At 44.4% G+C, this 8,988-nt stretch carries 9 protein-coding genes and 1 pseudogene; all 10 read left to right on the plus strand.

Translation table 11 applies throughout. The annotated features are described in order from the left end of the window. Positions 1–183 (plus strand): hypothetical protein (locus tag RAC86_RS30595; protein ID WP_377886364.1); only part of this gene is annotated, 183 nt, incomplete at its 5' end. Next, a pseudogene (locus RAC86_RS30600) lies at positions 180–272 on the plus strand (hypothetical protein); the annotation flags it as partial. The gene RAC86_RS30595 and the pseudogene RAC86_RS30600, both read left to right, overlap by 4 nt. A gap of 135 nt (positions 273–407) precedes the next feature. Further along, positions 408–1,817 (plus strand): arabinan endo-1,5-alpha-L-arabinosidase AbnB, encoded by a 1,410-nt coding sequence (gene abnB, locus RAC86_RS30605; RefSeq protein ID WP_128441991.1) that lies wholly within the window; start codon positions 408–410, stop codon positions 1,815–1,817. 305 nt (positions 1,818–2,122) lie between these two features. Then, positions 2,123–2,488, plus strand: coding sequence for a YwqH-like family protein (locus RAC86_RS30610; RefSeq protein ID WP_003218945.1), 366 nt, complete (start codon positions 2,123–2,125; stop codon positions 2,486–2,488). Positions 2,489–2,499: 11 nt separating this feature from the next. After that, complete coding sequence (locus RAC86_RS30615) at positions 2,500–2,769, plus strand: YwqI/YxiC family protein (protein WP_003218942.1); 270 nt, start codon at positions 2,500–2,502, stop codon at positions 2,767–2,769. Between the two features lie 19 nt (positions 2,770–2,788). Further along, positions 2,789–4,405, plus strand: a complete 1,617-nt coding sequence (locus RAC86_RS30620; RefSeq protein WP_161476578.1) for a T7SS effector LXG polymorphic toxin — start codon at positions 2,789–2,791, stop codon at positions 4,403–4,405. 16 nt (positions 4,406–4,421) lie between these two features. Further along, positions 4,422–4,760, plus strand: coding sequence for a hypothetical protein (locus RAC86_RS30625; protein WP_003227154.1), 339 nt, complete (start codon positions 4,422–4,424; stop codon positions 4,758–4,760). Between the two features lie 422 nt (positions 4,761–5,182). After that, positions 5,183–7,012, plus strand: a complete 1,830-nt coding sequence (gene bglP, locus RAC86_RS30630; RefSeq protein ID WP_377886365.1) for a PTS beta-glucoside transporter subunit IIABC — start codon at positions 5,183–5,185, stop codon at positions 7,010–7,012. Positions 7,013–7,034: 22 nt separating this feature from the next. Beyond that, positions 7,035–8,444 carry an aryl-phospho-beta-d-glucosidase gene (gene bglH / locus RAC86_RS30635; RefSeq protein WP_377886366.1) on the plus strand — a complete coding sequence of 470 codons (1,410 nt, stop codon included), beginning with the start codon at positions 7,035–7,037 and terminating at the stop codon, positions 8,442–8,444. A gap of 102 nt (positions 8,445–8,546) precedes the next feature. Next, the coding region (locus tag RAC86_RS30640; RefSeq protein WP_377886367.1) for a universal stress protein at positions 8,547–8,988 on the plus strand (442 nt) is incomplete at its 3' end.

Below are 8,988 nucleotides of genomic sequence, written 5' to 3' on the forward strand. Positions count from 1 at the left end.
TGTGACGCAGAAAGCAGCACATTGCACACGCATACCCAGACAGAAGTGCAAGCGGCCGCTGTCATATTGCTGACAATGAGAGGTAAAATGCCAAAAAGAGGCGAAGTTGCCGGAGAAAAGTCGACGACTTTACAAGACCGGACAAAGCGTTCATTATGTACGCAAATGAAGAAACAGAAGTAATTGAAGAAGGAGAAACGGCAAAAGGGTTGAACTATGAATAGAGGTATGCAAGCAGCAGTTCTGCGCAAAACAGACAGACATCAGTCTGACTATGTAAGAGAACAGTGAGAAATCACCTATCTGTTTGAATATGAAAACATTCGGCTGTTTTAATAGGCCGGGGTATCTTCATAGGGAAATGTAAGCGTTTAAAATTTAATAAAAAAGAGAGGCGAATTGTTTAGATGTTCAACCGATTGTTCTGTGTATGTTTTCTTGCAGCTCTTATCATGGCCTTCACCCTCCCAAACTCCGTCTATGCACAAAAACCTATATTTAAAGAAGTCAGCGTCCATGACCCTTCCATCATTGAAACAAACGGCACTTTTTATGTTTTTGGATCTCATCTCGCTTCAGCTAAATCGAATGACCTCATGCAATGGCAGCAGCTGACCACCAGCGTAAGCAATGACAACCCACTTATCCCGAATGTCTATAAAGAATTAAAAGAAACCTTCGAATGGGCGCAATCCGATACTCTTTGGGCGGCTGACGTCACGCAGCTGGCGGACGGCAAATACTACATGTACTACAACGCCTGCCGCGGCGATTCGCCAAGATCCGCTTTGGGTGTTGCCGTTGCTGACAACATCGAAGGCCCATACAAAAACAAAGGCATCTTTTTGAAATCAGGAATGGAAGGCACAAGCAACGATGGAACACCGTATGACGCAACCAAACATCCGAATGTCGTCGACCCGCATACCTTCTTTGATAAAGACGGCAAGCTGTGGATGGTGTACGGATCATACTCAGGCGGCATTTTCATACTTGAAATGAATCCGAAAACGGGCTTCCCGCTTCCTGGACAGGGATACGGGAAAAAACTGCTCGGCGGCAACCATAGCAGAATCGAAGGCCCGTATGTTCTCTACAATCCAGACACCAAATACTACTACTTATACCTATCATATGGCGGTCTTGATGCAACAGGCGGCTATAACATCCGTGTGGTCCGCTCCAAGAAACCAGACGGCCCTTACTATGATGCAGAAGGCAATCCAATGCTTGACGTCCGCGGCAAAGAAGGCACATTCTTCGACGACCGTTCCATCGAACCATACGGCGTCAAACTCATGGGCAGCTACACTTTTGAAACAGAAAATGAAAAAGGCACCGGGTACGTCTCACCAGGTCACAACTCCGCATACTATGATGAAAAAACCGGGCGTTCCTATTTAATCTTCCACACCCGCTTCCCGGGCAGGGGTGAAGAACACGAAGTCAGAGTCCACCAATTGTTCATGAACAAAGACGGCTGGCCGGTAGCAGCGCCATATCGTTATGCGGGCGAAACATTGAAAGAAGTAAAACAAAAAGACATCACAGGAACGTACAAACTCATCCAGCACGGAAAAGACATCTCAGCCGACATCAAAAAAACCATCAACATCCAGCTCAACAAAAACCACACCATTTCCGGGGAAATGACCGGAACATGGAAGAAAACCGGAAAAAACACAGCCGAGATCACATTAGCGGGCAAGAAGTATAACGGGGTATTTGTACGCCAGTGGGATTCGGTGAGAGAGAAGAACGTCATGACGTTTAGTGTGTTGAATGGCAACGGTGAGGCTGTTTGGGGATCTAAATAAGATGGAGAAGCGCCTTCGTAGGAAGGCGTTTTTTTATGAGTTTTATTGACTATAAGAAACTGTTAAGTGGGAGAAAAAATAAAAATGAAAGAGAGATTAAAGACTTAAATAAAAAGTCCCTCCTATGATTATTTTCTCCCTCTCATAAGGTGATTAGATCTATTTTTAGCATTTTAGAACCAGTTAAACACCTCTCAAGACAAACCTTTTTACCTATTTATCCAATATGATCCATCATGTAATATGAAAATAGTCTGTATTGTAAAGAATTTACACAGTTTGATAGAAACACGAGGTATTGCGGCATGCATAGTGAAATGTTGTTACATTCGGTAAAAGCCGACTTACATGAAAAGCAGGAACAGATCCATCAATTAAAACGAGTGCTGCACGAAATCAGGCAAATCAAACACGAATTCTCCGAGGCCCAGCATCTCATTCACCGGCCTCATCTTAACCGGGAGGCATGGAGAGGAACACATGCTCAGCGGTTTGAAGATATTCGTGAAGGAATGAACAAAGCATATCAGCAAATCAAAAGCGATCAAGTCAGCGGAATCATCGAAAGCATAGAAGGAAAAATCCACTCATTAGAGGGCGATGTCTATTCCATAAGACGCCAAATTACGAGGATAGAGCATGAAATAGAGAAGGAAAAACATAAAAAGTGAGGTGAGCACAAATGGCACAGGAAATTAAAATGGTGTATGGCACAGTGAAGCAAGGGCTTTCTCAGCTCAAGAATTCAGCTGAACTCAAGTCCTCCTTACCCGGCCATCTCTCAGGCAGAAACCATTTGAATGTTGTGAAGTCCATCGAGCAATTAAATAAGGACATCAAAGAGCTCACTGAAGCATATGCGTCTGTTCTGGCCAAGCATATCGCACAAACGGAAAGCGCGGTAAACGCCATGAAGGAAACGGACGAAAACATATCATCTTCCATGAAATAAAGCGCGGGAGGACAAGGGATTGAAAACATTAGATGTCCACGCTCTTCACGAGGGCATTCAGCATACGATTGAGAAACTGGACAAGCAAAAACAACAGCTGGAGAAGCTGGAAAAAAGCGTTGAGCATCTGGCAGGCATGAAGGATGCGCTGAAAGGAAAAGGCGGAGATGCCATCCGGACCTTTTACGAGGAGTGCCACAAGCCTTTTCTCCTTTTCTTTGGCATGTTTATCGACGAATACAAAAAAGTGCTGAAACAAACACAGCATGCGATTTCCTCTGTAGAATCTGACTCTCACGGCATGATTGCAGAGGCTTTTCTCTCACACGATGCGAGACATGGGGTCAAGCATGCACGAGAAGTGACAGAGCAGCTCACTGATGCAGTCAATCGCCAGACGTCGGCCATAGATCACATCGTCAGCCTGCCGACAGTCAATGATTCCTTTTTTCGGATGGAAACAGAACAGGCTGAGCGGCTGATTTCAGACACCCTGAATAAGCTCTTTCAATTTGACGGCCAGCAAACCCAAGCACTAGAAACCGCAAAATCAGATTTTCAAACGATGAAAAAATACATGGATCAGCTCGGAACCATGTATACCGGTCCGAAAATTGAAATTACGGGCTACAAAAGCGGCTCTATCCTGAAATCACAGGAAGAAGAAAACATCAACCAAACCTTCGGCGCGATTAACCCGCAAATGAAGCAGGCGGATGATTCTCCGATGGAGATGATGTTGAAGAAATTAGCCGAGAATGAAAAGTCTAAAGTGGATTCAGTTGTCAAAACGGGTCATTCTAAAAAGGTAAGTAAAAATATCATCGTTATCAATGGTAAAGTGTATAATACGAGTGAACATAGAGAACATATAAAAACTGATTTCTCAAATGCAGAGGTTAAGCAAGTCGTTTATAATGATACACTTTACAATGTATACATATCTGGTAATGACATGAAGCTTGAACCTGTCGTCTCGCTTTCGGACATTAAAGTGGATGAGAATGGATATGTGAAAATTTTAGAGACAGCTGTAGAACTTACCGGCGTGTATGATCTTTTTAAGGCAGCCACGGGCAGAGATCCAGTATCAGGCGAAAAAGTCACAGGGAAAGACCGTGTTGTTGCCTCCATAAACTCAGTACCATTTGCCAAAATAGCTAAGTTAGAAAAGTTAATAGATATTAATAAACTTATTAATGATGGGAAAAAGGCTAAGAAGGCTTCGGAAGTTAAAAACGTTGCTAAGGATACGGGTAATGGTGTACCTTCTTATGGAAAGAAGTCAGTACCTAAAGGACCTTACAGAGAAGTACATGGATTCCCAGTTAAAGTAAAGCCAGGTGCTCAAGAGAAACATATTCCTAATACGCCAAATTACAAACAAGAAATAGCAAATGGTAAAAACAAGAGTATTTTCTATGGTGATAATAAAACAGCACAGGAATTGCTTGATAAGTATGCAGGAAAAGGTCAACTACTACCAAACGGTAAAAAAGAAAGAGTAGACTTTGGTAAACCAATTGGAAAATACTATGATCGTGATACTGGTGAATACATTGAAACTACTAGAGGAATGATTCATTACGGAAAAGACGGAGCGCATATAGTGCCTTCAGAACCATTAAAGAAGTAATAAGAGGAGGATATACATGGAATATGATCCTTTAATAAAAGCGTTAAAAGAGTATAAAGATAGTGACTTGATAATAGAGTGGGATAGTGGATTAAAGATTATTGGTGAACCAGACACACTCTTTGAAACAGACAATGGGTTGGATGACGATGATGTGAATTTTATCGAATATTATGCAGTTACATTTCAAGTAAATGATATTTTAGCTCATCCTACTAGTGAAGCAAGTAGTTTATATAATTGGTTAATACAAAAGAAAGGTTCATTAGTTGAAATTTCACTTTATGATGATCCGCCAAGTGCAGTTTTTTTAACTGACGGAGAAAGTATATGGAAAAGGGATAGTCAAAAATAAAACATATACCTTGATGGGCTAAATTGCCTTTCAAGGTTTTTTACTTTTATATTAAGTCAGCTGATATATTTGATAGTATTTTCGGAAAAATAAAACAAAATATACAAAATGGCTTCCCTCTATAACAAAACAGTCCTCAATAAGTATTCCCTTTAGTCAAAACCCAAAAATGAAAGCGTTGACATCCCGCAAATCTAGTGCTAAAGTATACCTACAAACAAATAAAACGACCCGTCAGGATTGTTACTGCGAAAGCAGGCAAAACCTAAATGGTGCAGGTGCAGGAGGAGACTCTCGCAATCTGTGTCATTTAGGTTTTTTTATTCTCTTTTAGGAGGTGATGCAGCATTTGATAGAAAAAAAGCTGGTGAAAGGCGGCCACCTTTCTTCCAGCAGTCCCCCCATAAAAAGGAGGTATACACATGGATTATGATAAATTATCGAAGGACATATTACAACTCGTAGGCGGTGAAGACAACGTTCAGCGCGTGATCCACTGCATGACGAGGCTGCGTTTTAATCTTCATGACAATTCGAAGGCGGATCGCAGTCAGTTGGAGCAGCTGCCTGGAGTGATGGGCACCAATATCAGCGGCGAGCAGTTTCAAATCATTATCGGAAACGATGTGCCGAAGGTGTATCAGGCGATTGTGCGGCACAGCAATCTCAGTGATGAAAAGAGCGCTGGTTCATCCTCTCAGAAAAAGAATGTGCTGAGTGCGGTCTTTGATGTGATTTCTGGTGTGTTTACCCCGATTCTGCCTGCGATTGCGGGAGCGGGGATGATCAAAGGGCTTGTTGCGCTGGCAGTTACGTTTGGCTGGATGGCGGAGAAGAGCCAGGGCCATGTCATTTTGACGGCTGTCGGTGACGGCGCGTTCTACTTCCTGCCGCTCCTGCTAGCGATGAGTGCGGCGAGAAAATTCGGAAGCAATCCGTACGTAGCGGCAGCCATTGCGGCGGCGATTCTGCATCCGGATTTGACAGCCCTGCTCGGTGCGGGGAAACCGATTTCCTTTATCGGGCTTCCTGTAACCGCTGCCACTTATTCGTCAACGGTCATCCCAATTTTGCTGGCGATTTGGATTGCTTCGTACGTAGAAAAATGGATTGACCGTTTTACACACGCATCTCTCAAATTGATTGTGGTTCCGACGTTGACATTATTGATTGTCGTGCCGCTGACATTGATTACAGTCGGTCCGCTTGGCGCTATTTTAGGAGAATACTTGTCTTCTGGGGTCAATTATTTGTTTGATCATGCAGGGCTTATGGCAATGATTTTGCTGGCGGGTACATTCTCTTTAATCATTATGACGGGCATGCACTATGCCTTTGTGCCGATCATGATCAACAACATCGCTCAAAACGGCCACGATTATTTACTGCCGGCTATGTTTTTGGCGAATATGGGGCAGGCGGGAGCATCATTTGCCGTCTTCCTTCGCTCCAGAAACAAAAAATTTAAATCACTCGCGCTTACCACAAGCATCACGGCGCTGATGGGGATTACAGAACCTGCGATGTACGGCGTGAATATGCGATTGAAAAAGCCGTTTGCGGCCGCTTTGATTGGCGGTGCAGCCGGTGGCGCGTTTTACGGCATGACGGGTGTTGCTTCCTATATCGTCGGGGGGAATGCAGGTCTGCCGAGCATCCCTGTCTTTATCGGCCCAACGTTTATTTACGCGATGATCGGCCTTGTGATTGCGTTTGCGGCGGGAACAGCAGCTGCGTATTTGCTTGGATTCGAGGATGTGCCTTCTGACGGCAGCCAGCAGCCGGCACTGCATGAAGGCAGCAGAGAGATCATTCACAGCCCGATTAAGGGAGAAGTGAAAGCATTAAGTGAAGTCAAAGACGGAGTGTTTTCTGCCGGGGTCATGGGAAAAGGATTTGCCATTGAGCCTGAAGAAGGAGAAGTTGTGTCGCCTGTTCGTGGAAGCGTTACCACCATTTTTAAAACAAAACACGCAATTGGCATTACGAGTGATCAGGGAGCTGAAATACTCATACACATTGGATTGGACACAGTGAAGCTGGAGGGGCAATGGTTCACGGCTCACGTCAAAGAAGGCGACAAGGTCGCACCGGGAGATCCGCTCGTGTCCTTTGATCTGGAGCAAATCAAAGCCGCGGGATATGACGTCATTACCCCGGTGATCGTGACCAACACAGACCAATATTCATTTTCGCCGGTGAAAGAGATCGGTAAAGTACAGACAAAAGAAGCGCTGCTTGCTTTATCTTGAAAAAACTAATGGGGTGATCAATATGAGTTCAAACGCAAAACGATTTCCAGAAGGATTTTTATGGGGCGGCGCAGTTGCTGCCAACCAAGTGGAGGGTGCTTATAACGAGGGTGGCAAGGGGCTTTCGACAGCTGACGTATCGCCGAACGGGATCATGTCTCCATTTGATGAATCAATGACTTCCTTGAATCTGTATCACAACGGGATTGACTTTTATCATCGTTATAAAGAGGATATCGCCTTATTTGCAGAAATGGGATTTAAGGCGTTCCGCACATCGATTGCGTGGACGAGAATTTTTCCGAATGGCGATGAAGAGGAGCCCAATGAAGACGGCCTCAGATTTTATGATGATCTGTTTGATGAGCTGTTAAAGCATCATATTGAGCCTGTCGTAACCATCTCTCATTATGAAATGCCGCTCGGTTTAGTGAAAAATTATGGCGGCTGGAAGAATCGCAAAGTCATAGAGTTTTATGAACGCTATGCCAAAACGGTTTTTAAACGCTATCAACACAAAGTGAAGTATTGGATGACGTTCAATGAAATTAACGTGGTGCTCCATGCGCCGTTTACCGGGGGCGGTCTTGTCTTTGAAGAAGGAGAAAACAAATTAAACGCGATGTACCAGGCGGCACATCACCAATTTGTGGCCAGTGCTCTTGCTGTCAAAGCGGGTCACGACATCATTCCTGATTCGAAAATCGGCTGTATGATAGCGGCAACGACAACCTATCCGATGACTTCTAAGCCGGAGGATGTCTTCGCGGCAATAGAGAATGAGCGCAAAACACTTTTCTTCTCAGATGTTCAGGCAAGAGGCGCATACCCGGGATATATGAAACGCTATCTGGCAGAAAACAATATTGAAATTGAAATGGCTGAAGGCGATGAAGAGCTCTTGAAAGAACATACTGTGGATTATATTGGGTTCAGCTACTACATGTCGATGGCGGCGAGCACAGATCCGGAAGAGCTTGCAAAATCAGGGGGCAACCTGCTGGGCGGAGTCAAAAACCCTTACCTCAAATCATCAGAATGGGGCTGGCAGATTGATCCGAAAGGCTTGCGCATCACGCTCAACACCTTATACGACCGTTATCAGAAGCCGCTGTTCATTGTTGAAAATGGCCTTGGCGCTGTAGACAAGGTTGAAGAGGACGGCACGATTCAGGACAATTACAGAATCAACTATCTGCGTGATCATTTAATTGAAGTGCGCGAAGCCATTGCGGACGGCGTTGAATTAATCGGATACACATCATGGGGGCCAATTGACCTTGTCAGCGCATCTACTGCGGAAATGAAAAAACGCTACGGTTTCATTTATGTGGACCGGGACAATGAAGGAAATGGAACATTTAATCGCATCAAGAAAAAAAGCTTCAACTGGTATCAGCAGGTCATCGCCACAAACGGAGAGAGTCTCTGACAATTTTTTGAAAACTCATCCGCTTCAATTGACAATAACGAAATGCAGGCGGACAATAAAAGAGAAAGATGAACCACCCACAGTCCGAAAGGCGGGAAGAGCATGTTTAACAAAATGTTAGTAGCGATTGACGGATCAGACATGAGTGCAAAAGCGCTTGATGCCGCAGTGCATTTGGCAAAAGAGCAGCAAGCGGAACTAAGCATTCTTCATGTGGGGAGAGAAGCCGTCGTCACGACTTCTTCTCTGACGGGAATTGTCTATGTGCCTGAACACTTTATTGATGAAATCAGGAACGAGGTAAAAAAAGAGGGCCTGAAAATCCTTGAAAATGCAAAAGAAAAAGCAGCCGAAAAAGGCGTTCAAGCTGAAACCATTTACGCGAATGGCGAGCCGGCGCATGAGATACTAAATCATGCAAAAGAGAAAGGCGTCAGCCTGATCGTAGTTGGCAGCCGGGGGATCAGCGGTCTGAAAGAAATGATGCTTGGAAGCGTCAGCCATAAAGTGTCTCAATTATCAACCTGCCCGGTTTTGATTGTTC

This window comes from Bacillus sp. LR_5 (assembly GCF_042709275.1).